Source organism: Streptomyces sp. NPDC107575 (assembly GCF_055657265.1).
Map to the genome: position 1 here is coordinate 124,006 of NZ_JBVKBG010000002.1, position 23,511 is coordinate 147,516.

24 protein-coding genes are annotated in these 23,511 nt (G+C 71.2%); 18 read left to right on the forward strand and 6 right to left on the reverse strand.

Annotated elements, in window-relative coordinates:
- The first annotated feature begins 1 nt into the window (after position 1).
- The 3 genes from ACZ7L4_RS07345 (at position 2) to ACZ7L4_RS07355 (ending at position 2,488) form a co-directional block, all read left to right on the forward strand.
- Positions 2-592, forward strand: a complete 591-nt coding sequence (locus ACZ7L4_RS07345) for a DUF5998 family protein (RefSeq protein WP_399230309.1) — start codon at positions 2-4, stop codon at positions 590-592.
- Positions 589-1,776: an alkaline phosphatase family protein gene (locus ACZ7L4_RS07350; protein ID WP_472100548.1), complete on the forward strand. Its 1,188-nt coding sequence runs from the start codon at positions 589-591 to the stop codon at positions 1,774-1,776. The genes ACZ7L4_RS07345 and ACZ7L4_RS07350 overlap by 4 nt, the downstream gene beginning before the upstream one ends.
- Positions 1,777-1,837: 61 nt before the next feature.
- Positions 1,838-2,488 (forward strand): thymidine kinase, encoded by a 651-nt coding sequence (locus ACZ7L4_RS07355; RefSeq protein ID WP_450810750.1) that lies wholly within the window; start codon positions 1,838-1,840, stop codon positions 2,486-2,488.
- A gap of 28 nt (positions 2,489-2,516) precedes the next feature.
- On the opposite strand, the gene ACZ7L4_RS07360 is transcribed toward ACZ7L4_RS07355, so the two are convergent.
- Complete coding sequence (locus ACZ7L4_RS07360; RefSeq protein WP_472100550.1) at positions 2,517-3,293, reverse strand: VOC family protein; 777 nt, start codon at positions 3,291-3,293, stop codon at positions 2,517-2,519.
- 273 nt (positions 3,294-3,566) lie between these two features.
- Between ACZ7L4_RS07360 and ACZ7L4_RS07365 the strand changes: the two genes are divergently transcribed.
- Positions 3,567-4,424 (forward strand): sulfurtransferase, encoded by an 858-nt coding sequence (locus ACZ7L4_RS07365; RefSeq protein ID WP_472100552.1) that lies wholly within the window; start codon positions 3,567-3,569, stop codon positions 4,422-4,424.
- Positions 4,425-4,505: 81 nt separating this feature from the next.
- Here the strand turns inward: ACZ7L4_RS07365 and sepH are convergent, their stop codons facing one another.
- Entirely contained in the window at positions 4,506-5,612 is a 1,107-nt protein-coding gene (gene sepH / locus ACZ7L4_RS07370; protein WP_472100554.1) for a septation protein SepH, read from the reverse strand.
- 519 nt (positions 5,613-6,131) lie between these two features.
- Here sepH and ACZ7L4_RS07375 point away from each other — a divergent pair.
- Positions 6,132-7,433, forward strand: a complete 1,302-nt coding sequence (locus tag ACZ7L4_RS07375; RefSeq protein WP_472100556.1) for a hypothetical protein — start codon at positions 6,132-6,134, stop codon at positions 7,431-7,433.
- A gap of 31 nt (positions 7,434-7,464) precedes the next feature.
- Here ACZ7L4_RS07375 and ACZ7L4_RS07380 read toward each other — a convergent pair whose 3' ends face one another.
- Both ACZ7L4_RS07380 and ACZ7L4_RS07385 read right to left on the reverse strand, forming a co-directional pair.
- On the reverse strand, positions 7,465-8,814 hold the full coding sequence (locus ACZ7L4_RS07380; protein ID WP_472100557.1) for a D-arabinono-1,4-lactone oxidase: 1,350 nt from the start codon (positions 8,812-8,814) through the stop codon (positions 7,465-7,467).
- The gene (locus tag ACZ7L4_RS07385; protein WP_472100559.1) at positions 8,744-10,018 is read right to left on the reverse strand and encodes an MFS transporter; all 1,275 of its coding nucleotides are present in this window, start codon (positions 10,016-10,018) and stop codon (positions 8,744-8,746) included. Before ACZ7L4_RS07385 ends, ACZ7L4_RS07380 begins: the two co-directional genes overlap by 71 nt.
- Before the next feature lie 105 nt (positions 10,019-10,123).
- On the opposite strand from ACZ7L4_RS07385, the gene ACZ7L4_RS07390 reads away from it, so the two are divergent.
- On the forward strand, positions 10,124-11,263 hold the full coding sequence (locus tag ACZ7L4_RS07390; protein ID WP_472100560.1) for a ferrochelatase: 1,140 nt from the start codon (positions 10,124-10,126) through the stop codon (positions 11,261-11,263).
- 10 nt (positions 11,264-11,273) lie between these two features.
- Complete coding sequence (locus tag ACZ7L4_RS07395) at positions 11,274-12,116, forward strand: inositol monophosphatase family protein (protein WP_472100561.1); 843 nt, start codon at positions 11,274-11,276, stop codon at positions 12,114-12,116.
- 110 nt (positions 12,117-12,226) lie between these two features.
- Here the strand turns inward: ACZ7L4_RS07395 and ACZ7L4_RS07400 are convergent, their stop codons facing one another.
- On the reverse strand, positions 12,227-12,400 hold the full coding sequence (locus ACZ7L4_RS07400) for a hypothetical protein (protein ID WP_385765791.1): 174 nt from the start codon (positions 12,398-12,400) through the stop codon (positions 12,227-12,229).
- A gap of 341 nt (positions 12,401-12,741) precedes the next feature.
- Between ACZ7L4_RS07400 and ACZ7L4_RS07405 the strand changes: the two genes are divergently transcribed.
- The 4 genes from ACZ7L4_RS07405 (at position 12,742) to ACZ7L4_RS07420 (ending at position 16,317) form a co-directional block, all read left to right on the forward strand.
- Positions 12,742-13,395, forward strand: a complete 654-nt coding sequence (locus ACZ7L4_RS07405; RefSeq protein ID WP_266714992.1) for a response regulator transcription factor — start codon at positions 12,742-12,744, stop codon at positions 13,393-13,395.
- Between the two features lie 7 nt (positions 13,396-13,402).
- Complete coding sequence (locus tag ACZ7L4_RS07410) at positions 13,403-14,644, forward strand: sensor histidine kinase (protein ID WP_472100563.1); 1,242 nt, start codon at positions 13,403-13,405, stop codon at positions 14,642-14,644.
- A gap of 427 nt (positions 14,645-15,071) precedes the next feature.
- Positions 15,072-15,368, forward strand: coding sequence for a DUF4193 domain-containing protein (locus tag ACZ7L4_RS07415; protein WP_018535993.1), 297 nt, complete (start codon positions 15,072-15,074; stop codon positions 15,366-15,368).
- Positions 15,369-15,381: 13 nt separating this feature from the next.
- Positions 15,382-16,317: a hypothetical protein gene (locus tag ACZ7L4_RS07420; RefSeq protein ID WP_472100565.1), complete on the forward strand. Its 936-nt coding sequence runs from the start codon at positions 15,382-15,384 to the stop codon at positions 16,315-16,317.
- A gap of 24 nt (positions 16,318-16,341) precedes the next feature.
- On the opposite strand, the gene ACZ7L4_RS07425 is transcribed toward ACZ7L4_RS07420, so the two are convergent.
- Complete coding sequence (locus ACZ7L4_RS07425; RefSeq protein WP_472100567.1) at positions 16,342-16,791, reverse strand: DUF3093 domain-containing protein; 450 nt, start codon at positions 16,789-16,791, stop codon at positions 16,342-16,344.
- A gap of 58 nt (positions 16,792-16,849) precedes the next feature.
- On the opposite strand from ACZ7L4_RS07425, the gene ACZ7L4_RS07430 reads away from it, so the two are divergent.
- The 7 genes from ACZ7L4_RS07430 (at position 16,850) to ACZ7L4_RS07460 (ending at position 23,452) form a co-directional block, all read left to right on the forward strand.
- Positions 16,850-17,434, forward strand: a complete 585-nt coding sequence (locus ACZ7L4_RS07430) for a PaaI family thioesterase (protein WP_450810762.1) — start codon at positions 16,850-16,852, stop codon at positions 17,432-17,434.
- A gap of 35 nt (positions 17,435-17,469) precedes the next feature.
- Entirely contained in the window at positions 17,470-17,994 is a 525-nt protein-coding gene (gene dut, locus ACZ7L4_RS07435) for a dUTP diphosphatase (protein WP_472101942.1), read from the forward strand.
- A 1-nt stretch (position 17,995) separates the two neighbouring features.
- Positions 17,996-18,745, forward strand: coding sequence for a DUF3710 domain-containing protein (locus ACZ7L4_RS07440; protein WP_472100569.1), 750 nt, complete (start codon positions 17,996-17,998; stop codon positions 18,743-18,745).
- A 165-nt stretch (positions 18,746-18,910) separates the two neighbouring features.
- A complete protein-coding gene (locus tag ACZ7L4_RS07445; RefSeq protein ID WP_472100571.1) occupies positions 18,911-21,493 on the forward strand; it encodes a DUF4118 domain-containing protein in 2,583 nt (860 codons plus the stop codon).
- Entirely contained in the window at positions 21,490-22,173 is a 684-nt protein-coding gene (locus ACZ7L4_RS07450) for a response regulator (protein ID WP_472100572.1), read from the forward strand. The genes ACZ7L4_RS07445 and ACZ7L4_RS07450 overlap by 4 nt, the downstream gene beginning before the upstream one ends.
- A 79-nt stretch (positions 22,174-22,252) precedes the next feature.
- Complete coding sequence (locus ACZ7L4_RS07455) at positions 22,253-22,663, forward strand: OB-fold nucleic acid binding domain-containing protein (RefSeq protein ID WP_385765766.1); 411 nt, start codon at positions 22,253-22,255, stop codon at positions 22,661-22,663.
- 3 nt (positions 22,664-22,666) lie between these two features.
- Entirely contained in the window at positions 22,667-23,452 is a 786-nt protein-coding gene (locus ACZ7L4_RS07460) for a DUF3159 domain-containing protein (RefSeq protein ID WP_472100574.1), read from the forward strand.
- Positions 23,453-23,511 lie beyond the last annotated feature (59 nt).

The window sequence follows — 23,511 nt, forward strand, 5'->3', positions numbered from 1 at the left end:
CATGGCCAAGACCAGTACGACGACCCAAGGGCTCCGCACGGCGATCGAGCGCAGCGGCTACTACCCGGCGCTCGTGGCCGAGGCGGTGGAGGCCGCGGTCGGCGGCGAGCCGATCTCGTCGTATCTGGTGCACCAGGAGACCACGTTCGATGCGAACGAGGTCCGTCGTCATGTCACCGTCCTGGTCCTGACCGACAGCCGCTTCATCGTCAGCCACACCGACGAGCAGGCGGCCGACAGCACGTCCCCGACCTCGTACGCGACGACGTCGACGGAGTCCGTGCAGATCGGCCGGATCTCGTCGGTCGTGCTCAGCCGCGTCGTCGCCAATCCGGAGAAGTACGTCCCGGGGTCGCTGCCCCGCGAGGTCGTCCTCACCATCGGCTGGGGCGCCGTGTCCCGCATCGACCTGGAGCCCGCGACCTGCGGCGACCCCAACTGCGAGGCGGACCACGGGTACACGGGCAGCACGACGGCGGACGACCTGAGCCTGCGCGTCAGCGAGGCCGGGGACGGCCCGGAGACCGTGCGCCAGGCCCTCACGTTCTCCCAGTCCCTCTCCGAGGCCATCGCGGACGCGGGCCGCCGATGACGCAGGCCGCCTGGGACGACGTAGAGCCGCTGCCCGTCCACTCCGCTCCCGTCCCGGCGTACGGCTCCGGATCCCTCGCCGATCTGCTGCCCACCCTCGGCGCCCACCTGGGCGTGCCCGGCTGCACCGCCGCGATCCCCGAGCTGCAGCCGGTCGACCGCGCCTGCGTGTTCCTGATCGACGGCCTGGGCTGGGAGCAGCTGAGGGCGCATCCGGACGAGGCCCCGTTCCTCAGCTCGCTCATATCGTCCTCGCGCGGCGGCACCGGCCGGCCGATCACCGCGGGCTACCCGGCGACGACCGCGACCTCCCTTGCCTCCGTGGGCACCGGCCTGCCGCCCGGCGCGCACGGCCTGCCCGGCTACACCGTGCGCAACCCGGACACCGGCGAGCTGATGAACCAGCTCCGCTGGAACCCGTGGACGAAGCCGCAGGTGTGGCAGCCGTACCCCACGATCTTCCAGCTCGCCCACGAGGCGGGCGTGCGCACGGCGCAGGTGTCCGCGCCGCACTTCGAGTCGACGCCCCTCACGAAGATCGCCCTCAGCGGTGGCTCGTTCTACGGGCGCCTCTCCGGCGAGGACCGCATGGACCTGGCCGCCGAGCAGCTGGCCGCGGGCGACCGGTCGCTGGTCTACACGTACTACAGCGAGGTCGACGGCAAGGGACACCGCTTCGGCGTCGACTCCGATGCCTGGCGCGGCCAGCTCATGTATGTCGACCGCCTCGCGCAGCGCCTGGCCGAGCAATTGCCGCCGCGCAGCGCCCTGTACGTCACGGCCGACCACGGAATGGTCGACATCCCCTTCGACGAGCAGTCCCGCATCGACTTCGACGAGGACTGGGAGCTGGGCGCGGGCGTCGCCTTGTTGGGCGGCGAGGGCCGGGCCCGCCATGTGTACGCGGTGCCGGGCGCGGCGGGCGATGTGCTCACCGTGTGGCGCGAGGTGCTGGGCGAGCAGTTCTGGATCGCCTCGCGCGACGAGGCGATCGCGGCCGGCTGGTTCGGCCCGCAGGTGGATCAACGGGTGTACGACCGCCTCGGCGACGTGATCGCGGCGGCCCGGGACGACGTGGTCCTCATCGCCTCGCGCAACGAGCCGAAGGAATCGCTGATGGTCGGCAACCACGGCTCGATGACGCCGGCGGAGCAGCTCGTACCGCTGCTGGAAGTGCGGTCCTGACCCCACCTGCCCGCCCCGCTCCACTCTCACCCCGCGCAATCCGAAAGGTGCTCAACTTCCCATGCCCGAGCTGGTGTTCTTCTCCGGAACGATGGACTGTGGGAAGTCGACCCTCGCTCTGCAGATCGAGCACAACCGCTCGGCGCGCGGCCTCCAGGGCCTCATCTTCACCCGCGACGACCGGGCGGGGGAGGGCAAGCTCTCCTCCCGCCTCGGCCTGGTCACGGACGCCGTGGAGGTCGCGGACGACCTGGACGTCTACGCGTACGTGGTCGAGCATCTCTCGCACGGCGGCAGGGTGGACTACCTGATTGCGGACGAGGCGCAGTTCCTGGCGCCGGGGCAGATCGACCAGCTGGCCCGCGTCGTCGACGAGCTGGAACTCGACGTCTTCGCCTTCGGCATCACCACGGACTTCCGCTCCAAGCTGTTCCCCGGCTCGCAGCGACTGGTCGAACTGGCCGACCGCGTCGAGGTGTTGCAGGTGGAAGCGCTGTGCTGGTGCGGCGCCCGCGCCACGCACAACGCCCGCACCGTCAACGGCGCGATGGTCGTCGAGGGCGCCCAGGTCGTCGTCGGCGACGTGAACCGCGTGGCGGACGAGATCGGCTACGAGGTGCTGTGCCGACGCCATCATCGGCGCCGGATGACCAGCGCCACCGCGCACGCGGCGCCGCTCTCCCCGGACGTGCTGCCCGTCGGCTCCGCCTGAGCGAACCGCGGGCGCCGGGCAGCCCCGGCTACGCGGCCAGGGACGCCACCACCGAGAACTCCGCCCCCTCCGGGTCCGCCACCGTCGCCACCCGCCCGTGCGAGCCCTCCCGGGCGGGGGCCACCACATGGCCGCCCAGGTCGGCGACCCGCTCCACGGCCTCGTCGACGTCCGCGACCTTGAAGTACGTCATCCAGTGCGGGCCCCGGTCGCGCGGCAGGGCGTGGCCTGCGCCGTGCACGGAGGCCACCGGGTGGCCCGCCAGATGCAGGGTGAGGAAGTCGAAGTCGGCCGATACGAGGGCCTCTTCGGTGTATCCGAAGACCGCCTGGTAGAACTTCGCGACGCTCGCGGTCTCCCGCGTCACCAGCTCGTTCCACACCATCGCGCCCGGCACCCCGGTCACCGCCGAGCCGGCGTGCTCGGCGGCCTGCCAGATCCCGAACACCGCGCCCGCGGGGTCGGAGCCGATCGCCATCCGGCCGGCCTCCCCGGCGTCCAGCGGGCCCACGCCCACCGTGCCGCCGCAGTGCCGCACCGTCTCCGCCGTCGCGTCCACGTCGTCCGAGGCCAGGTAGGGGGTCCAGGCGATCGGCAGGTGGCGGTCGGGTGGCAGCTGGCCGATCCCGGCGACCTCCTTGCCGTCGAGGAGCGCCCGCACGTACGGGCCGAGCTGCTGCGGGCCGGGCCTGAACTCCCAGCCGAACAGCGCCCCGTAGAACTCCTGGGTCGCCGCCATGCCGTGCACCATCAGGCTCACCCAGCAAGGGGTGCCCGGTGCGCGCCGGGCTGCTGCCTCGGTCATCGTCACTCTCTCCTCGGAACGGAACCCTCGGGGCCCGCGGCTCGGGATCCCACATGTCAGTGGCGCCGTGTCGATCGTGGCACTCGGTGCCGCGCGGCGCCCACGGGCCGCGCCGAAACCGGCGGACTCCCCGCTGAGGGTGCCCGAAACGGTGTTTCGCATACGTTTCGGCGCCGCGACCCTGCCATGTCCGGTCAATAGACGCTCGGTAGTCGATCGAGCACGCTATACGACCGGGAGCGCGCGGGCCAGAGCATGAGCAAGGATGGCCCCATGAATGCCATCATCTCCGCATCCGAACTTGCGAGCGAGTTGACGGGCGGGCGGCCCCCCGTGCTGCTCGACGTCCGCTGGCAGCTCAGCCTCGCCAAGACCGCGGGGGAGCCCGCGTTCGACGGCCGCGCCGAGTACGCGAAAGGCCATGTGCCGGGCGCGGTCTACGTCGATCTCGACACAGAACTCGCTGGTCACGCCGGTCCCGGCGAGGGCAGGCACCCGCTGCCCGAGCTGTCCGTGTTCGGCGCGGCGATGCGCGCCGCCGGCGTCTCGGCGGGCCGCGACGTCGTCGTATACGACGGCGGTCAGGGCTGGGCCGCGGCGCGCGCCTGGTGGCTGTTGCGCTGGACGGGTCACCCGTCCGTGCGAGTTCTCGACGGCGGGCTTGCCGCCTGGGACGGCCCCCTGGAGACCGCGACGCCGGAGCCGGAGCCGGGCACCTTCGAGCCTGCACCCGGTGCCACCGGGCTGCTCGACGCGGACGCCGCCGCGGCGCTCGCCCGCTCGGGCCTGCTCCTGGACGCCCGCGCCGCCGAGCGCTACCGCGGCGACGTGGAGCCCATCGACCGCGTCGGCGGCCACATCCCCGGCGCGGTCTCGGCCCCGACCACGGAGAACGTCGGCGACGACGGCCGCTTCCGCCCGGCCGCCGAGCTCGCGGAGCGCTTCAAGTCCCTTGGCGCGAACGGCGATCCGGGCCAGGTCGGCGTGTACTGCGGCTCGGGAGTCTCGGCCGCGCACGAGATTCTGGCGCTCGCCGTGGCGGGCATCGATGCCCGGCTGTACGTCGGTTCCTGGTCGCAGTGGTCCGCCGACGAGGCGCGCCCGGTGGCGACGGGCCCTGATCCTCAGTAGCCGATACTCCTCAATAGCCGATACGCGAAGGGGCCCGCGCCGACTGAACGGCGCGGGCCCCCTTCGCGTACAAGAGGTGGGCTACTCCTGCTTCTTGCGGCGCGTACCGAAGACGATCTCGTCCCAACTCGGCACGGCGGCGCGGCGGCCGGGGCGTACGCCGTCGGCCTCCGCCTGGCGGTCGGTGGTGCCGGTGAGGCGGTCGCGGTGACCGGCCACGGCACGCGGCATCAGGATGTCCGCGTACGCCGATCCGGCCCCTGCCGAGGCCGCCGGTGCCGCCGGCTCCTCCACCTCGGCGGCCGCGGGCGGCTCGGGCTCCTCCTGCGGCGGCTCGGGAGCCACGGCGGGACGCTCGGGCACCGCGAGGTCGCCGCGGTAGCTCGGCACGGCCTCCAGGAGGCTGGTCAGCGAGTCGCGCTCCGGCGGGGCGGACGAGGCGATCGCCGGCAGCTCCGTCTCCTCGGGCTCCGGCTCCGCGGGCGGCGTGGGCCGCTCGAGCTGCCGGTCCAGGGCTCGGTCGAGGGGGCGGTCCAGGGCCCGGTCGAGAGGGCGGTCCCTGGGCAGCCGGGCGATGCGCGGCACGAACGGGAACGTGGGTTCGGGCGTGCCGATGTCGTCGGACTCGCCGATCAGCGAGCGCGCCTCGTCGTCGACGGCCTGGACGAGCCTGCGGGGCGGGTCGTACGTCCAGCTCGCCGAGTGCGGTTCGCCCGCGACCCGGTAGACGAGCAGGACCTCCCAGGTGCCGTCGTCCCGGCGCCAGGAGTCCCACTGGACCGTGTCCTTGTCGGCGCCGCGCAGCAGGAGACGCTCCTGCACCGCCTCGCCCAGCTGGGGTCCCGCGTTCTCGCCGGGGCGGCGCACGGGAGTCTTCCTGGCGCGCTCGGCCATGAACGCGCGCTCCGCGAGCACGGGGCCCTCGAAGCGGCGCACCCGGTCGACCGGGATGCCGGCGAACTGCGCGACCTCCTCGGCGGTCGCGCCTGCCCGTATACGCGCCTGAATGTCGCGCGGGCGGAGGTGGCTCTCCACCTCGATCTCGATCTGGCCGAGGCGCGGACGGTCGCCACGTACGGCGGCCCGGAGGCGCTCGTCGATCGGCAGCGTGTACTCCGTGCTGTCCGCAGCCTTCAGCACCAGCCGTGTGCCGTCGTTAGAGACGGCCACGACACGCAGTTCGGGCATGGGGACCTCCCGGGTGGTGCCTGCCGACGTCACGTGCGTCGCTGCTTCCGCTAGTCGAGTGTGGCCTGCCCGGGTGCAGCCTGCCACAACCTTGCCGAGTTGCCCGGCGTGTCGGGCATGGGCCCTGGTTCGCCGTTATGGCACGGTTACCTATTCGCAACGCTAAGTGACGGACTCCGTCACCCTGTGCAGCGAACCCCCTCCCCACGGTCCTGGCAGGACCCGAGCACCCTGGCGGGAGACCGGACCCAGGGCTCGCAACAGTACTCCATTCGGGCCACTTGCGTGGATCGGCACGCCGCCGAAGTTCTGTCGGGGCGCGGGAGTTGGGGCCGGGGGCTCCCGATCGTGGCGGGCGATGTGTGGGCTCCGCGTGTTCTGCTTCACGAAATCTCCGGAACCGGAACTGATTCCTCCTCCGATACGTCCTTTCTCTTGCGTCCCAGGGAGTTCGCTTACTCTTGGGGGCTTCGCTGGAGCATGGGTGGTTTTGTCGCGAAAGGCAGGCAAGGTTCGACGATGGGCAAGAAGCCGGAGATCTCCGAGGACATATCCGAGGACATGGAGGAGAAGCCCAAGGAGAAGCGGCTGGATCTGAGCGTCCCGCAGGTGGCGGGCAGTGCGGTCGCCGCCGTCGTGGCCGCGAAGCTCGCCTCCGGCCTCGGTGTCTACGGGACGATCCTCGGCGCGGGCGTGGTCAGCGCCCTCGCCACCTGCGGCGGCACGCTCTTCCAGCACTTCTTCAGGCGCACCGGTGAGCAGATACGCGACGTCCGGGTGGTGAAGCCGAAGACCCGGCAGGTGCCGGTGACGGCGCAGGGCACGCCAGTGCCCCGTACGTTCCGCTCGGACTCCTCGATGGACGCCACGCGTGCCATGGTCACGGGCTCCGAGCCGCCCGCGGCGCGACCGCCCATGACGGCGTTGCCGACCACCACGACCTGGGGGACGCACGCGGCCCCGGCGGCGGACGCCGAAGCGGCGACGGACCTTCCGCAGCACTCCGTCCTTGAGCAGGCCACCGCCATGGAGCGGATCCCCGACTCGGCCACCGCGGGGACCCAGCTGCTCGACACGGGCGCGGTCGCCGACCTGCTGCCCGACGAGGACACCGACAAGACCCAACTGCTGGGCGCCGTGGGCGCGACCGCCGCGGCCGACGCCGAGAAGACCCAGCTGATCAGCCCGGAGACGGTCGACCAGGCGACGCGGATGCTGCGCGTCCCCGACGGCGGGCACGCCGAAGGCGGCGAGTTCGTCGAAGGCGGCGCGGACGGCGACGACGAGTTCACCGAGGGCACCGTGCACCGTTCACGCATCAAGAGCTGGAAGCGGCCCCTGATCGCCGCGGCGCTCGTGTTCGGCGTCACCATGTGCGGCATCACGACGTACGAACTGGTGTCGGGCCACACCTTCGGTGGCGGTGGCGGCGGCACCACCATCGGTGACGCCTTCAAGGGGCGGAACTCGTCGTCCGACAGCGACACCACCCCGGACACCACGCAGACGCCGTCCGACGACAGCAGCACCGGCTCGGACACCGGTACGCAGCAGAACGACGACGGGTCCACCACCGCCCCGGACCCGAGCGCCACGCCCTCGACCGGTGACACCAGCGGTTCCGGCACGGGCTCGGACTCCGGTTCGGACAGCGGCTCCTCCGACTCGGGTTCCGACTCGGGCTCGGACAGCGGGTCCTCCGACTCCGGTTCGGACTCGGGCTCGGACTCCGGTTCGGATTCCGGTTCGGACAGCGGCAGCACCACCGACCCGACCACCGCGCCCTCGCAGGGCTCGGACGTCCAGCCGCAGGCGGAGTGACCCGACGGCGGCCCCTTCGGGGGCCGCCCGGTCAGTCGCCGAGGACCCGCCGCAGATAGGCGTTGCCGAACACGCGGTCCGGGTCCAGTCGGTCGCGCAGCGCCGTGAACTCGCCGAAGCGCGGGTACGCGCGCGTGAAGTACTCCGCATCGCGGGTGTGCATCTTGCCCCAGTGCGGCCGGCCCTCGTGCGCGGTGAAGATCTGCTCCGCAGCGGTGAAGTACCGGTGGTACGGCGTCCCCTTGTACATGTGCACCGCCACGTAGGCGGTCTCCCGGTCGGACGCCGTGGAGAGCGCGATGTCGTCGGCCGGGGCGGTGCGGACCTCGACGGGGAAGCTGATCCGCAGGCGTGAGCGGTCGACCATGGACCTCAGCTCGCGCAGCGTGTCCACGAGGGCCGCGCGCGGAACCGCGTACTCCATCTCCACGAAGCGCACGCGGCGCGGCGATGTGAAGACCTTGTAGGGAATGTCCGTGTACGTCCGGGAGGACAGCGCCCGGCTGGAGACCTTGGCGATCGACGGGATCGTGGCGGGCACGGCCCGGCCGATCGAATTGACCACCTGGAACAGGCCGTTGGAGAGCAGCTCGTCCTCGACGAAGCCGCTGAGCTTCGAGACAGGTGCCTCCGGGCCCGCGCTGCGGTTGTTGCGCTTGGTGTTGCAGCTGCCCGTGTGCGGGAACCAGTAGAACTCGAAGTGCTCGTTCTCGGCGTGCAGCTCGTCGAAGTCCGAGAGCACGCGGTCGAAGGTCATCGGCTCCTCGCGCGCGGAGAGCAGGAAGATCGGCTCCACGGCGAAGGTGATCGCCGTGACGATGCCGAGGGCGCCGAGACCGATCCGGGCGGCCGCGAAGACCTCCGGGTTCTCCTTCTCGGAACAGCTGAGGAGCTCCCCGCTCGCGGTGACCAGCTCAAGGCCCTTGATCTGCGCGGCGATCGACGCGGAGTCGCGGCCCGTGCCGTGCGTGCCGGTACTGGTGGCGCCGGAGACCGTCTGCTCCATGATGTCGCCCATGTTCGTGAGCGACAGACCCTCGCGGGCCAGGGCCATGTTGAGTCGCTTGAGCGGGGTGCCGGCCTCGACCGTGACGGTCCCGTTCTCCCGGTCAATGCTGCGGATGCCGGTCAACAGTTGAGGGCGTATCAACATGCCGTCGGTCGCGGCCGCCGCCGTGAAGGAGTGGCCCGAGCCGACGGCCTTCACCTTGAGGCCGTCCTGCGCGGCGCTGCGCACCGCCGCCGTCAGCTCCTCCACGGAGGCGGGCGTCACCTCGCGCACGGGGCGTGCGGTGACGTTCCCCGCCCAGTTACGCCAGGCTTCGCTGCTCCTCCGGCTGCCCGTCCGCGTGCCCGGCGTGCCCCGCTGTGCCCTGCTCATCCGTGCTTCCTCCCCGCTGCGGAACCGGCCGCTTCAGCCGGCGGTAGCCCAGGAGCCCGACGAGGACCGCGACCGCGCCGGAGACTCCCGGCACCGCGTACCCGACTCCGGCCCCGGCCGCGTCGATCACCCAGCCGGCCACGGAGGAGCCGAGCGCGACGCCGACCGAGAGTCCGGTGCTCACCCAGGTCATGCCCTCGGTCAGCTTCGCGCGAGGTACGTGCTGCTCGACGAGGGCCATCGTCGTGATCATCGTCGGTGCGACGGACAGGCCCGCGACGAAGAGCGCCACGGCCAGGAGTGGCAGGTTCCCGACCAGTTGGAGGGGGATCATACTCACGGCCATCGTGACGACACCCACCAGCCACCTGGGAGCGGGCGCCCCCTTGAAGTGCAGCAGGCCGAACAGGGCGCCCGCGACGCAGGACCCGGCCGCGTACACGGCGAGCACCACGCTGGCCATCGACTTCTGTCCGAGCTCCTCGGCGTAGGCCACGGTGACGACGTCGATCGAACCGAAGATCGCCCCTGTCGCGACGAAGGTCGCCACCAGAACCTGCAACCCCCGCGCGCGGAGCGCCGATCCGCGGCTGTGCTGCTCACGCGGGTGCGGTACCGGTTCCGTGGCCCGCTGCGACGTCAGCCAGAAGACACCGACCGCGAGGAAACAGCCCGCCAGGAGCGGCCCCGCCTCCGGGAACCACACCGTGGACAGGCCGATCGAGATGATCGGCCCGAAGACGAAGCACACCTCATCGAGCACCGACTCGAAGGAGTACGCGGTGTGCAGTCGGCGCGGTACGTCTCCGTAGAGGGCCGCCCACCGCGACCGGATCATCGAGCCGACGCTCGGGACGCAGCCCACGAGCGCCGCGCACGCGAAGAGGGTCCAGTCCGGCGCCTCGTACTTCGCGCACAGCAGGAGACCGGTGACGGCGACCAACGAGACCAGCGTGGCCGGCCGGAGCACCCGCCGCTGCCCGTGCCGGTCGACGAGCCGGGAGATCTGCGGCCCGAGCAGCGCGGCGGACAGCGCCACCGTCGCGGACAGGGCACCCGCGAGCCCGTAGCGCCCGGTCAGCTGGGAGACCATCGTGACGATGCCGATGCCCATCATGGACAGGGGCATCCGGCCCAGGAGCCCGGCCGCGGAGAAGCTCTTGGTTCCGGGCGGGGCGAATATGGCGCGGTAGGGGCTGGGCAACTCGACTCCGGTAAGGCGTAAAAGTGGTTGATACAGCTTACGCGCGCCACGACCCGCGCACACGCGGTTTTCCGCCTGTCAGTGCAGGGTGGCAGGATCGAAGTCATGCCAGAAGCGCACGCTGCCAGCCCCGATGCCCGCCCCTACGACGCCCTGCTGCTGCTTTCGTTCGGAGGCCCGGAGGGCCCCGACGACGTGGTCCCGTTCCTGGAGAACGTGACGCGCGGCAGGGGCATCCCCAAGGAGCGGCTCAAAGAGGTCGGGCAGCACTACTTCCTGTTCGGCGGGGTCAGCCCGATCAACGACCAGAACAGGGCCCTGCTCGACGCCCTGCGCAAGGACTTCGCCGACCACGGCCTGGAACTGCCGGTCTACTGGGGCAATCGGAACTGGGCGCCGTACCTGACGGACACGCTGCGCGAGATGGTCACCGACGGCCACCGCCGCATCCTCGTCCTCGCCACCAGCGCGTACGCCTCGTACTCGGGCTGCCGCCAGTACCGCGAGAACCTCGCGGAGTCGCTCGCCGCGCTGGAGGCCGAGGGCCTGGAGCCGCCGCGGATCGACAAGCTGCGGCACTACTTCAACCACCCCGGCTTCGTGCGCCCCATGATCGAGGGCGTCCTGAAGTCCCTCGCCGACCTCCCCGAGGACGTTCGCGCGGGCGCCCACATCGCCTTCACCACGCACTCCATTCCGAACGCGGCGGCGGACACCTCCGGGCGCCCCGAGGAGCACGGCGACGGCGGCGCGTACGTGAAGCAGCACCTGGAGGTCGCGCGGCTGATCGCCGACGCGGTGCGCGAGGAGACCGGCGTCGCCCACCCCTGGGAGCTCGTCTACCAGTCGCGCTCCGGCGCCCCGCACATCCCGTGGCTGGAGCCCGACATCTGCGACCACCTGGAGGAGCGGCACGCGGCGGGCGTCCCGGCCGTCGTCATGGCGCCCATCGGCTTCGTCTCCGACCACATGGAGGTCCTCTACGACCTCGACACCGAGGCCGAGGCGAAGGCCGCCGAGCTGGGTCTGCCGGTGCGCCGCTCCGCGACCGTGGGAGCCGATCCGCGCTTCGCCGCCGCCGTGCGGGAGCTGACCCTGGAGCGGGCCGCCGCCGAGAGCGGACGGAACGTCACTCCTTGCGCCCTGGGAGCCCTCGGCGCCAGTCACGACCTGTGCCCCGTGGGCTGCTGCCCCGCCCGCACCCCCAAGCCGGCAGCCGCCGGCGCCGGCAGCCCGTACGCGTAAGGACAGTCACGTGACCGATCCCCAGGCCACCGAGGCCGACCGCACCGCCGACGACCTCGCGTCGCTCAAGGCGGAACTGCTCGAGATCGCTCTGGAGGCGGCGGCCAGGGCCGGTGTGTTCCTGCGCGACGGCAGGCCCGAGGACCTCGGCGTCGCCGCCACCAAGACGAGCGCCGTCGATGTCGTCACCGAGATGGACATCGCCTCCGAGAAGCTGATCACGGACTACCTGGCCGAGCGCCGCCCCGACGACGGGGTGCTCGGCGAGGAGGGCGCCTCCAGCGAGGGCACCAGCGGCGTCCAGTGGGTGATCGACCCCATCGACGGCACCGTCAACTACCTGTACGGGCGCCCCGATTGGTCCGTTTCCATCGCGGCCCGCAAGGACGGCGAGACCATCGTCGGCGTCGTCGCCGCCCCGATGCGCGGCGAGACCTACCGCGCCGTCCTCGGCGGGGGCGCCTTCGTGAACGACCGTCCCGCGCACACGCGCGTGGCGCCGCCCCTGGAGCTGGCCCTCGTCGGCACCGGCTTCGGCTACCTGGAGTCCCGCAGGGCCCGCCAGGCCGAGGTCCTCGGGCAGTTGGTGCCGCGCGTGCGCGACATCCGGCGCGGCGGCTCGGCCGCCATCGACCTGTGCGACGTGGCGCTCGGCCGCATGGACGCGTACTACGAACGCGGCCTGAACCCCTGGGACTTCGCGGCGGGCGACCTCATCGCGCGCGAGGCCGGCGCCCGCACCGGCGGCCGCCCCGGTGAGCCGCTCTCACCGGAGCTGACGGTCGCGGCGCCCCCCGGCGTCTTCGAGCCGCTCCAGAATTGGCTGGAAGAGCTCGGCGCCTGGCACGACTGAGCGTTCCGGCTCACGGCACGCGAGCTCCCGGCACGGCGCCCGGGAGCGCACACGAAAGGGCCCCGGCGCCCGCCTGGATCGAACCAGGCGCCGGGGCCCTTCCGCGTGCGTCAGACGCTCGAGGCGTGAACCTCCACGCCGTGCTCGGCGGCGAGGCGGCGGAGGTCGTCCAGCTCGCCCTGCTCGACCTCGGCGAGGAAGTCGTCACCGGTCTCGCGCGCCCGCGACAGGTCGGTCTCGGCCGCCCTAATGCGCTGCAGAAGTCCTGCGGTGAATGCGTCCATGGTTGCGCCCCCTCGTCCTGGGTCGTGGGTCGATGGCACGGGGGTGTGCCCTGGGAAGGGGCGATCACGTCCCGAGTCGCCTCTGGCGGATGTGCGGTCTCGACAGCGGCTCGTGGCATGCCACATACAAAGCGTGATCGCGGGTGTACAGCCGTCCTCCCCAAGGCCCCTTCCGCAGAAACCTCAACCCGCGCAGAAAATCCCGCATTCCCCGGGACGCCAGTCCGTCTTACAGCCGGTTTATGGCCGAAAGGGGCAGGATGGGGGCCACAGCTCACACCGAACCTGCCCGCGCGGCCCGAGAAACGCGCTGGTGGGCGACCAGAGGAAGGACAAGCGACGTGCGCGTACTCGTCGTCGAGGACGAGCAACTGCTCGCCGATGCGGTGGCCACCGGACTCCGCCGGGAGGCCATGGCCGTCGACGTCGTGTACGACGGTGCGGCCGCCCTGGAGCGCATCGGCGTCAACGACTACGACGTGGTCGTCCTCGACCGCGACCTCCCGCTCGTGCACGGCGACGACGTGGCCCGCAAGCTCGTCGAGCTGGGCATGCCCACCCGCATCCTGATGCTGACCGCCTCCGGCGACGTCAGCGACCGCGTGGAGGGCCTGGAGATCGGGGCGGACGACTATCTCCCCAAGCCCTTCGCGTTCAGCGAGCTGACGGCCCGTGTGCGGGCCCTGGGGCGGCGTACGAGCATGCCGCTGCCGCCCGTCCTGGAGCGCGCCGGGATCAAGCTCGACCCGAACCGCCGCGAGGTGTTCAGGGACGGCAAGGAGATCCAGCTCGCCCCCAAGGAGTTCGCCGTCCTCGAGGTGCTGCTGCGCAGCGAGGGCGCCGTCGTCTCGGCCGAGCAGCTCCTGGAGAAGGCCTGGGACGAGAACACGGACCCGTTCACCAACGTCGTGCGGGTCACCGTGATGACCCTGCGCCGCAAGCTGGGCGAGCCCGCCGTCATCGTCACCGTGCCCGGCTCGGGCTACCGGATCTGATCCCTCGATGGCTGCCGCACCCGCGCCACCCTCTCAGGCGCCACCGAAACCGACATGGAAGCCCGGGACGAAGGCGGAGCCGCCCTTCCCCTGGCTCCGCCCGACCATCCGGATACGGCTCACGCTGCTCTACGGCGGCATGTTCCTGATCGCGGGCATCCTGCTGCTCTCGATCATCTACCTGCTGGCCGCGCAGGCCCTCGACGTGGGCGGCGACCTGCCGTTCAAGGTCACCGACGGGCACGTCATCAGCACCAGCTGCAATTTCCCGCCGGGGAACATCTCGGCGAGCGAGCTGAACGACCTGATGAACTCCTGCGTCAACAAGCAGCGCCAGCACGCCCTCGACGTGCTGCTCAGCCGCTCCCTGATGGCCCTGATGGGCCTCGCCGTCATCGCCTTCGCCTTCGGCTACGCCATGGCGGGCCGCGTCCTGTCCCCGCTCGGCCGGATCACGCGCACCGCGCGCCGGGTCGCCGGCACGGACCTGACGCGCCGCATCGAGCTGGACGGTCCCGACGACGAGCTCAAGGAGCTGTCGGACACCTTCGACGAGATGCTGGACCGCCTGGAGCGCGCGTTCACGGCGCAGCAGCGTTTCGTCGGCAACGCCTCGCACGAGCTGCGTACCCCGCTGGCGATCAACCGCACCCTCCTGGAGGTGCACCTCTCCGACCCGGGCGCTCCGGTGGAGCTCCAGCAGCTCGGCAAGACGCTGCTGGCCACGAACGAGCGCAGCGAGCAGCTCGTGGAGGGCCTGCTGCTGCTCGCCCGCAGCGACAACCAGATCGTCGAGCGCAAGCCCGTGGACCTGGCTGAGGTCGCCTCGCAGGCGATCGACCAGGCCAGGGCCGAGGCCGACGAGAAGGCCGTGGAGATCCGCGGCGAGTGCAGGGAAGCGGTGATCCAGGGCAACGGCGTGCTCCTGGAGCGCATCGCCCTGAACCTCGTGCAGAACGCGGTCCGCTACAACATCCCCGAAGGGGGATGGGTCCAGGTGGACACGGAGGCCCAGCACGGCCAGGCGGTCCTGGTGGTGGCGAACACGGGCCCGGTGGTCCCCGCGTACGAGATCGACAATCTCTTCGAACCGTTCAGGCGACTGCGCACCGAGCGCACAGGCAGCGACAAGGGCGTGGGCCTCGGGCTCTCCATCGCCCGGTCCGTCGCGCGCGCCCATGGCGGCCGCATCACCGCGGAGCCGCGCGAGGGGGGTGGGCTCGTGATGCGGGTCACCCTGCCGATCTAGGTCGGTTCGACGTGCGTCCCGCGCATGGATCTGACATGCTTCCGCCGACGCGCTGGGGACGTTCGCTTTTGGCTGAATTTTCCGGACCTGCGCCGGGGATTGCCGTGTGTGATCGATCACATGGACATTTTTTCGGCCGTCCACTCTCCGTGATCGCAAAAGCCGTGTGAAAGCCGGGAAAGTCCGGGTTTTCGGGCGCCTTGATCACGGGAAGTACACGGGGTGGCGCCCGTGCAGTGCGGCAATCGGACCGTGTACGGTCCCGTTCGCCACCCAAGACGATCACTCGTGAGGGGTCCAGTTGGGTGTCGATTGAGTAACAGACCTTGATGTGAGGCAAAATCTCCGCCTCAGGTCGGGCACAAGTCCGGCCTCTCATGCGTTACGGCGCTTGAGACACCGCAGACACCCAGAGGGGGAGAGCGACATGGCAACGGATTACGACACCCCACGCAAGACCGATGACGACCTCAACGAAGACAGCATTGAGGAACTGAAGTCCCGGCGTAACGACAAGTCGGCTTCGAACGTCGACGTGGACGAGTTCGAGGCGGCGGAGGGCCTGGAGCTTCCGGGCGCCGACCTCTCGAACGAGGAGCTGGCCGTCCGTGTCCTGCCCAAGCAGCAGGACGAGTTCACCTGCATGAGCTGCTTCCTGGTGCACCACCGCAGCCAGCTCGCGCGGGAGAAGAACGGGCAGCCCATCTGCCGCGACTGCGACTGAGGGCGGGTCGGGCATGACCAGCTCGACCCCGCCCTGGAAGCGCCGCTTCCGCGACAAGAAGGACCGCGGAGCGGTTCAAGGCCCGTCAGAGGCCGTGCGTGACGACGAGCGAGGCTCTTTCCCAGGAGCACCCGGTGCAGAGCCCGGTGCCCCCGGAGAAGACGCCTCGCTCGAATCGGCGGACGCCCCTGAGACGACGGGCGACCTGCCGGTGGCCCCGGCGGCCGACGGTGACGGTGCGCGCAGAGGTGGCGCCGTCGCGAGAAGCGCCAGAACAGCCAGAACGGGGCTGGCCAAGGGCGGCGCTGCCGCCAAGGCCTCCATCGGCTTTCTCGCCGACCGGATCATTGAGAACGCGCCGCGGGTTCCCGTGCGGGACCTGGCGACCCTCCGCAAGCAGTTCCCCGGTCTCGAACCGGAGCGCCTCGCGGACAAGTTGGTCACGGGCGCGGCCGCCGCGACGTCCACCGTGGGCGCGGGAATCGGCGCCGCCGCGATGCTGCCCGTCCCGCCCGCGATGCCGTACGAGCTGGCCACGGAGATCACCGGTGTGGCCGCGATCGAGCTGAAGCTCATCGCCGAGCTGCACGAGGTCTACGGGCTGCGCCCGCCGGGGAATCTGAAGGACCGCAGCACCGCCTACCTGACCTCGTGGACCGAGGAACGCGGCATCGACGTGGCGAAGCCGACGACGATCAACGCGGCGCTCGGCGGGCAGATGAAGCGCGAGCTGCGCCAGCAGATCATGAAGCGCATGGTGCGGAACCTGCCGAGCCTGACGCCGTTCATGGTCGGTGCGGCCGTGGGCGCGTTCATGAACCGGCGCGACACCAAGAAGCTCGCCGACCGGGTGCGTCAGGACCTGCGGCGGCACCAGGTGCCCTGGGAGGCGCTGAGCGAGCTGCCGTCCTTGGAGGAGCCGCCGGACGCCCTGGAGATCGGGGCCTGACCCGTCCGCCTGCGGCCGTGGCCCTCAGGCGCGGCCCAGAGCCTTTGCCAAGGCTTCAGGCTCGCGCGTCGACAGGTAGACGTACGGCGTGGGGTCCGACGGGTCGGTGATCTCGGCCCGCACCGCGGTCGGGACGTAGCTGCGCAGCAGCATGAAGGCGCGCGGGTCGGCCTTGTAGGTGCGCCACGCGCGGGCCTCCTCCGCGTCCAGGACGTGCACCTCGCCGAGCGCCGACAGCGGGATCTTCGCGTCGCCCGCGACCAGCGAGTCGGCCACGACGCGGACCCGCGCGGAGCCGTACGCGCTGGTGATCACAGCCGCGACGAGCAGTCCGCCGACGAAGCCGCCGAGCAGCGGCAACGTGCCGAAGGGCAGCAGGATGACGGCCCCCACGACCCCCACCATGAACGTGATCAACCACCACGAACGCGGCGCGGTGAGTCGTTCGTCGTAAGGCGTCGTCGAGAGCTCCATGGGGTCAAGCTTGGCACGATGCGTGCACTGATAGGACGCGCGGGTAAGGTCTGCGGCTGTGAGTGGTACTTCTGCAGCTCTGACGCCCCCTGCCGACGCCATAGCCCCGGTGCGGCACCCCGACGCGCCCGCCGCCGGTGAGCTCCTCGGCGCGCACTACGGACACTGTTTCGGCTGCGGCGGCGAGCAGCCGCACGGGCTGCACCTGGAGGCGCGGGCCGGTGAAGGCGTCACCGTCACCGCCGAGTTCACCGTGCGCCCCGCGCATCAGGGCGCGCCGGGTCTCGCGCACGGCGGGATCCTCGCGACCGCGCTCGACGAGACGCTCGGCTCCCTGAACTGGCTGCTCCAGGCCATCGCCGTGACCGGCCGCCTGGAGACCGACTTCGTGCGCCCCGTTCCCGTGGACACGGTGCTGTATCTGTCCGCCGAGGTGACGGCCGTCGCAGGACGCAAGATCTACTCGACCGCGACCGGCCGGATCGGCGGCCCCGACGGGCCCGTCGCGGTGCGCGCCGACGCCCTCTTCATCGAGGTCAAGGTCGACCACTTCATCGAGAACGGCCGCCCGGAAGAGATCGAGGCGGCCATGAGCGACCCCGACCAGGTCAGGCGCGCCCGCGCCTTCGAGGTGAATCCGTGAGCACTGCCCCCAGCGGCCCCGGCAACGAACTCGGCGTGCTGGTGCGGCGCGTCGACCCCGACGTGCCGCTGCCTTCGTACGCGCATCCCGGTGACGCGGGAGCCGATCTGCGGACCACCGAGGCGTGCGAACTCGCGCCCGGTGAGCGGGTCGTTCTGCCCACCGGCGTGTCTGTCGCCCTGCCGCAGGGGTACGCGGCCTTCGTGCACCCCAGATCCGGCCTCGCAGCACGCTGTGGCGTGGCTCTGGTGAATGCCCCCGGGACGGTGGATGCCGGGTACCGTGGGGAGATCAAGGTGATCGTGGTGAATCTCGATCCGCGCGAGAGCGTGCGGTTCGAGCGCTTCGACCGGATTGCCCAACTGGTGGTCCAGCAGGTCGAGAGGGTCCGCTTCCAGGAGGTCGCGGAGCTTCCCGATTCGGTGCGGGCCGAAGGGGGCTTCGGGTCCACCGGCGGGCACGCTGCCGTAGGTGGCCCGACCGTTGCCGGCGACGGCGCGGACGGTCAAAAGGGTGGGAATCGATACGCTTCGGTCGTATCCGACCGGGAAGGACAGTGACGTGTTCGGACGTCGTAACAAGGACGGCGCCGCCGAGGATGCGGCCGGCGAGGCCGAGCAGGTCGTCGACAGCGTCGACACGGGCGAGGAGGAGCGCGTCCGGCTCGAGCCCGAGCCCCGTCCCGACGGTCCCTGGGACGCCTCCGAGGTTCGCGAGCCCGGCGAGGGCCGGGTGGACCTGGGCGGGGTCTTCGTCCCCGGCGTGGAGGGCATGGAGCTGCGCGTGGAGGTCGCGGGCGACGCGATCGTCGCGGCGACCGTCGTCCTCCAGGACAGCGCGATCCAGCTGCAGGCCTTCGCCGCCCCCAAGAAGGAGGGCATCTGGGGCGAGGTCCGTGAGGAGATCGCCTCGGGCATCACCCAGCAGGGTGGTGTGATCGACGAGGTCGAGGGCCCGCTCGGCTGGGAGCTGCGGGCCCAGGTGCCGGTGCAGCTGCCGGACGGCACGGGCGGCTTCCAGGTCGTGCGGTTCATCGGCGTGGACGGCCCGCGCTGGTTCCTGCGCGGCGTGATCTCGGGCCAGGGCGCCGTGCAGCCGCAGGCAGCGGGGCTCCTGGAGCAGATCTTCCGCGACACCGTCGTGGTGCGCGGCGAGGGCCCGATGGCCCCGCGCGACCCGATCGTCCTGAAGCTGCCCGACGACGCGCAGATGGTCGCCGAGAGCGCCCAGGCCGATGGCCAGGAGGCCTCCCGCTTCTCCGGCGGCATGGGCCAGCTGGCCCGCGGCCCGGAGATCACCGAGGTCCGCTGAGGCGCTTCTTCGCAGTACGTGACCGGGGCCGCGCATCCGTGAGGGTGCGCGGCCCCGGTTTCGCGCGTCAGGGGGCCCGCGCGTCGCATCAGGGTTGCGTCAAAGCCGCCCGCACGGCCGCTCTCCGGGCCATTTGCACAGTTCACTGGCCTTAGGCTCAGGTTCATGGGACGCGGGACGCGCGGCAAACTACGTATCTACCTCGGCTCGGCGCCGGGCGTCGGCAAGACGTACGCGATGCTGTCGGAGGCGCACCGCCGGGTGGAGCGGGGCACCGACTGCGTCGTCGCGTTCGTCGAGCACCACGACCGGCCGCGCACCGAGGTGATGCTGCACGGCCTGGAGCAGATACCCCGCAAGGAGCTGGCGTACCGGGGGACCGTCTTCCACGAAATGGACGTGGACGCCGTATTGCGGCGCGCCCCCGCCGTCGCCCTCGTCGACGAGCTGGCCCACACGAACGTGCCGGGCTCGCGCAACGCCAAGCGCTGGCAGGACGTCGAAGAACTGCTCGGTGCGGGCATCGACGTCATATCGACCGTCAACATCCAGCATCTTGAGTCACTCGGCGATGTGGTTGATTCGATCACTGGTGTACGTCAACGGGAGACGGTCCCCGACGAGGTCGTCCGCCGTGCCGACCAGATCGAGCTCGTCGACATGTCGCCCCAGGCGCTGCGCCGCCGCATGGCCCACGGCAACATCTACAAGCCCGACAAGGTCGACGCGGCGCTCTCCAACTACTTCCGCCCCGGGAACCTCACCGCTCTGCGGGAGTTGGCGCTCCTGTGGGTCGCCGACCGGGCCGACGAGTACCTCCAGGAGTACCGGGGCGAGCACAACATCCGCTCCACGTGGCAGGCCCGCGAGCGCATCGTCGTCGGCCTGACCGGCGGACCCGAGGGCCGTACGTTGATCAGGCGCGCGGCGCGGCTCGCCGAGAAGGGCGCCGGCGGCGAAGTGCTCGCCGTGTACATCGCCCGCAGCGACGGCCTGACCGCCGCGTCGCCCAAGGAGCTGGCGGTCCAGCGCACCCTGGTCGAGGACCTGGGCGGCACGTTCCACCACGTCATCGGCGACGACATCCCCGCCGCCCTCCTGGAGTTCGCCCGCGGCGTCAACGCCACCCAGATCGTCCTCGGCTCCTCGCGCCGCAAGACCTGGCAGTACATGTTCGGCCCCGGCGTCGGCGCGACCGTCGCCCGCGAGTCCGGGCCCGACCTCGACGTGCACATCGTCACGCACGACGAGGTCGCCAAGGGGCGCGGCCTGCCCGTCGCCCGCGGCGCCCGGCTCGGCCGGTCCCGGATCGTGTGGGGCTGGCTCACCGGCGTCGGCGGCCCCGCGCTGCTCTCGCTGGTCCTCACGCACACCCACAGCGACCTCGGCCTCGCCAACGACATGCTGCTGTTCCTGTCGCTGACGGTCGCTGCCGCCCTGGTCGGCGGGCTGCTCCCGGCGCTCGCCTCTGCGGCCTTCGGCTCGCTGCTGCTCAACTACTTCTTCACGCCGCCGCTGCACCTGTGGACCGTCGCCGACCCCCGCAACATCGTCGCCATCGTGATCTTCGTGGGCGTCGCGGTGTCCGTGGCCTCGGTCGTCGACATCGCGGCCCGGCGCACCCACCAGGCGGCCCGGCTGCGCGCCGAGTCCGAGATCCTCTCCTTCCTGGCGGGCAGCGTGCTGCGCGGCGACACCAGCCTGGAGGCGCTGCTCGAACGCGTACGGGAGACGTTCGCGATGGAGTCCGTGGCGCTCCTGGAGCGGGAGGGCGACACCGCGCCGTGGACCTGCGCGGCGAGCGTGGGGCCGCAGTCCCTCGGCCGCCCCGAGGACGCCGACGTCGACATGCCGGTCGGCGACCACATGGCGCTCGCCCTGACCGGGCGGGTGCTGCCCGCCGAGGACCGGCGCGTGCTCGCCGCCTTCGCCGCGCAGGCCGCCGTCGTGCTGGACCGCCAGCGCCTCCAGTCCGAGGCCGACCAGGCGCGCACGCTCGCCGAGGGCAACCGCATCCGTACGGCCCTGCTGGCGGCGGTCTCGCACGACCTGCGCACGCCCCTCGCGGGCATCAAGGCATCGGTGTCGTCCCTGCGCTCCGAGGACGTCGACTGGTCGCCCGAGGACCAGGCGGAGCTGCTCGCCGGGATCGAGGAGGGCGCCGACCGGCTCGACCACCTCGTCGGGAACCTGCTCGACATGTCGCGCCTGCAGACCGGCACCGTCACCCCGCTCATCCGCGAGATCGACCTCGACGAGGTCGTGCCGATGGCGCTCGTCGGCGTGCCCGACCCGGACCTCCACGTCCACCTGGACGTACCCGAGACGCTGCCCATGGTCAGCGTCGACAAGGGGCTCCTGGAGCGGGCCGTCGCCAACGTCGTCGAGAACGCGGTCAAGTACAGCCCGCCCGACCAGCCCGTCCTCGTCTCCGCGAGCACCCTCGGCGACCGCGTCGAGCTGCGCGTAGTGGACCGCGGGCCCGGCGTCCCGGACGAGGCCAAGGACCGGATTTTCGCGCCCTTCCAGCGCTACGGTGACGCTCCGCGCGGCGCCGGTGTGGGCCTCGGCCTCGCCGTGGCGCGCGGCTTCACGGAGGCGATGGGAGGCACGCTCGGTGCGGAGGACACCCCAGGAGGCGGGCTCACGATGGTCCTGACCCTGCGGGCCGCGGCCCGCACCACCCCCGACGCGGCCCCGGAGGCCGAACCCACCGCAGCAGGAACCCAGAGAGGCAGGAACGCATGACCCGGGTGCTCGTGGTCGACGACGAGCCGCAGATCGTGCGCGCCCTCGTCATCAACCTGAAGGCGCGCAAGTACGAGGTGGACGCCGCGACGGACGGGGCGCAGGCGCTGCAGCTCGCCGCGGCCCGCCACCCCGATGTGATCGTCCTCGACCTGGGCCTGCCCGACATGGACGGCGTCGAGGTGATCAAGGGACTGCGCGGCTGGACCCGCGTGCCGATCCTCGTGCTGTCCGCGCGGCATTCGTCCGACGAGAAGGTCGAGGCGCTCGACGCGGGCGCCGACGACTACGTCACCAAGCCCTTCGGCATGGACGAGCTCCTCGCCCGGCTGCGGGCGGCCGTGCGGCGGGCCGAGCCCACGGGCGGCACCGAGGACGAGTCCATCGTCGAGACCTCGGACTTCACGGTCGACATGGCCGCGAAGAAGGTCAACCGGGGCGGCCACGACGTACGGCTGACCCCGACGGAATGGCATCTCCTGGAGGTCCTGGTGCGCAATACGGGCCGCCTGGTGAGCCAGAAGCAGCTGCTCCAGGAGGTGTGGGGGCCCTCGTACGGGACGGAGACCAACTACCTGCGGGTGTACATGGCGCAGTTGCGGCGCAAGTTGGAGACCGACCCCTCGCACCCGCGGCACTTCGTCACGGAGCCGGGGATGGGGTATCGGTTCGAGCGGTGAGTCCGGGTGTTGAGGCCGCGCGAAAGCGGGGTACACCAGCGGGTACGACCCTGTCACAGGGCCCAGGTACGCTTCCAGTATGAGTGCTGTTCCGCGTTCCGACAGGGCGTCCGAGAAGCCGGCGGGCCGGTTCCGGCGCATGCTCGACAGGCTGTCCAGTTCCCAGGAGGACCTGGAGTCGGAGGAGCTGCGCGAGGACTCGGAGACCACCGGGTGCACGCGCATCGGCGACTGCACGGACCGACAAATGGTCACCGTAACTGGTACGTTGCGCACGGTAACCCTGCGGCCACGCGCCGGAGTTCCCGCGCTGGAGGCGGAGCTGTTCGACGGCTCGGCCGCCGTGGACGTGGTGTGGCTCGGCAGGCGCTCGATCGTCGGGATCGAGCCGGGGCGCAAACTCATAGCTTCGGGCCGGATCTCGATGAGCCGGGGCCGTAGGGTGCTGTTCAATCCGAAGTACGAACTCAGACCGCTCGGACGGGAGTAGCCGGTGACGTCCCTCGACAAGCCGACCGACCGCGAACCCACAGGCGAGGACGGCCAGGACGTCACGGACAAGTCCGTGACCGAGGCCGCGCTCTTCGAGGCCTTCGGCGGCGTGCGGGGCATGGTGGAGACCGTCCTGCCGGGCCTCCTCTTCGTGAGCATCTTCACGGTCAACAAGGACCTGCACATGTCGGCCATCGCGGCCATCGCGGTGTCCCTGGTCATGGTGGCCGTGCGCCTGGTCATGAAGGACACCGTGAAGCACGCCTTCAGCGGCGTCTTCGGCGTCGCCTTCGGTGTGGTCTTCGCGATGATGACGGGCAACGCCAAGGACTTCTACCTGCCCGGCATGCTCTACACGTTGGGGCTCGCGCTCGCCTACATCATCACGACCTTGTGCGGGGTGCCCCTCATCGGCCTGATCCTCGGGCCGGTGTTCAAGGAGAACCTGTCGTGGCGCACCCGCAACCCGGGGCGCAAGAAGGCCTACGCCAAGGCGAGTTGGGCCTGGGGTCTGATCCTCCTGGCCAAGTGCGCGATCCTCTTCCCGATGTACTTCTGGGCGGACACGGACTCGGCCAACACCCAATTCGGCTGGGTGCTCGTCGCGTTGAAGATCCCGCCGTTCCTGCTGGCCGTGTGGCTCACGTGGGTCTTCCTGGCGAAGGCGCCCGCGCCCATCGACGTGTTCGCGGAGATGGAGGCGGCCGACCGCCAGAAGGAGGCCGACCGCGAGAAGGCGGACGCGGCCCGCTCCGAGGGCGGCGCACGCCACCGGCGCGAGGCCTGAGCCCCGTACAACCCGAGTACGACACAAGGAGGCGGCCCCGAGCGAAGAGCTCGGGGCCG

Excerpts from the sequence above, each read along its gene's own strand:
- ACZ7L4_RS07420 (WP_472100565.1), top strand. The coding sequence starts at position 15,382 with ATGACCAGCTCGACCCCGCCCTGGAAGCGCCGCTTCCGCGACAAGAAG.
- ACZ7L4_RS07375 (WP_472100556.1), top strand. The coding sequence starts at position 6,132 with ATGGGCAAGAAGCCGGAGATCTCCGAGGACATATCCGAGGACATGGAG.
- ACZ7L4_RS07445 (WP_472100571.1), top strand. The coding sequence starts at position 18,911 with ATGGGACGCGGGACGCGCGGCAAACTACGTATCTACCTCGGCTCGGCG.
- ACZ7L4_RS07455 (WP_385765766.1), top strand. The coding sequence starts at position 22,253 with ATGAGTGCTGTTCCGCGTTCCGACAGGGCGTCCGAGAAGCCGGCGGGC.
- sepH (WP_472100554.1), bottom strand. The coding sequence starts at position 5,612 with ATGCCCGAACTGCGTGTCGTGGCCGTCTCTAACGACGGCACACGGCTG.
- ACZ7L4_RS07380 (WP_472100557.1), bottom strand. The coding sequence starts at position 8,814 with ATGAGCAGGGCACAGCGGGGCACGCCGGGCACGCGGACGGGCAGCCGG.
- ACZ7L4_RS07360 (WP_472100550.1), bottom strand. The coding sequence starts at position 3,293 with ATGACCGAGGCAGCAGCCCGGCGCGCACCGGGCACCCCTTGCTGGGTG.
- ACZ7L4_RS07425 (WP_472100567.1), bottom strand. The coding sequence starts at position 16,791 with ATGGAGCTCTCGACGACGCCTTACGACGAACGACTCACCGCGCCGCGT.
- ACZ7L4_RS07390 (WP_472100560.1), top strand. The coding sequence starts at position 10,124 with ATGCCAGAAGCGCACGCTGCCAGCCCCGATGCCCGCCCCTACGACGCC.
- ACZ7L4_RS07345 (WP_399230309.1), top strand. The coding sequence starts at position 2 with ATGGCCAAGACCAGTACGACGACCCAAGGGCTCCGCACGGCGATCGAG.
- ACZ7L4_RS07410 (WP_472100563.1), top strand. The coding sequence starts at position 13,403 with ATGGCTGCCGCACCCGCGCCACCCTCTCAGGCGCCACCGAAACCGACA.
- ACZ7L4_RS07400 (WP_385765791.1), bottom strand. The coding sequence starts at position 12,400 with ATGGACGCATTCACCGCAGGACTTCTGCAGCGCATTAGGGCGGCCGAG.
- ACZ7L4_RS07350 (WP_472100548.1), top strand. The coding sequence starts at position 589 with ATGACGCAGGCCGCCTGGGACGACGTAGAGCCGCTGCCCGTCCACTCC.
- ACZ7L4_RS07355 (WP_450810750.1), top strand. The coding sequence starts at position 1,838 with ATGCCCGAGCTGGTGTTCTTCTCCGGAACGATGGACTGTGGGAAGTCG.
- ACZ7L4_RS07415 (WP_018535993.1), top strand. The coding sequence starts at position 15,072 with ATGGCAACGGATTACGACACCCCACGCAAGACCGATGACGACCTCAAC.
- ACZ7L4_RS07365 (WP_472100552.1), top strand. The coding sequence starts at position 3,567 with ATGAATGCCATCATCTCCGCATCCGAACTTGCGAGCGAGTTGACGGGC.
- ACZ7L4_RS07450 (WP_472100572.1), top strand. The coding sequence starts at position 21,490 with ATGACCCGGGTGCTCGTGGTCGACGACGAGCCGCAGATCGTGCGCGCC.